General features: G+C 36.8%; 1 rRNA gene. It reads right to left on the minus strand.

Annotation, left to right across the window (positions count from 1 at the left end):
• Positions 1-592 precede the first annotated feature (592 nt).
• Positions 593-710 (minus strand): 5S ribosomal RNA (gene rrf, locus HMPREF0381_RS14200).
• Positions 711-846: the final 136 nt, after the last annotated feature.

The raw sequence follows: 846 nt of genomic DNA on the forward strand, positions 1-846 counted from the left end.
AGCTTTTCGCAGCTTGTCACGTCTTTCTTCGGCTGTCAGTGCCTAGGCATCCACCCTACGCTCTTTATGTTTAACCTCTTAAATCATTTAGATTTAGTGTTTGTATGACACTAGCGTGTATCATACAAATGTTTAAAATTTATTACTTTTGATATTCTTCATACTCACTTTGCTCGTATGAAGAACTACTTATTTACTAAGATTTGAAACAAGCTTACGCTCGTTTTCATTAAGTAAATAATGCATTAAATATTAATTACTTAAAGCAATTAATACCTCGGATGTCTAATTATAAAATATTTATATAATTTCTCGTTTGGTATGCAGTTTTCAAGGTACATTATGGGCTTACTTTTCATAGGCCAGATAGACTTAAAGATTCGAACTTCAATATCTCTCATCCTCTCCAAAGGAATATGATATAGTCTATAATTGTGTTTTAATATCTTGTTTTCTAACCTCAGACTTCGCTTCGCTCGTCTTCACTAAGAAATAACTTGGTAACACCATCATCTCGCTTTGCTCGATGAGGTGTGCTTTTTTACTAAAGTTCAAGCTTCGCCTTCGGCTTGCTTTCACTAAGTAAAAAATGCACCGGCATCCACCTACTCTCCCATACTGTTTCCGGTATAGTACCATCGGCCGACTGAGTCTTAACCATCGTGTTCGGAATGAGAACGGGTGTGTCCCCCAGACGCATCGACACCGGCAATTTTGATTTTAGCACCTTTTTAATTTAGTACTAAACAGTACTCACAACCCCTACTTAAACCTTTATAAGGTAACACCGTCATCTCATTTCATTCGATGAGGTGTATTATCTTTCTAAATTCGAACTTCGCTCTG

Source organism: Lachnoanaerobaculum saburreum DSM 3986, from assembly GCF_000185385.1.
GTDB lineage: Bacteria > Bacillota > Clostridia > Lachnospirales > Lachnospiraceae > Lachnoanaerobaculum > Lachnoanaerobaculum saburreum.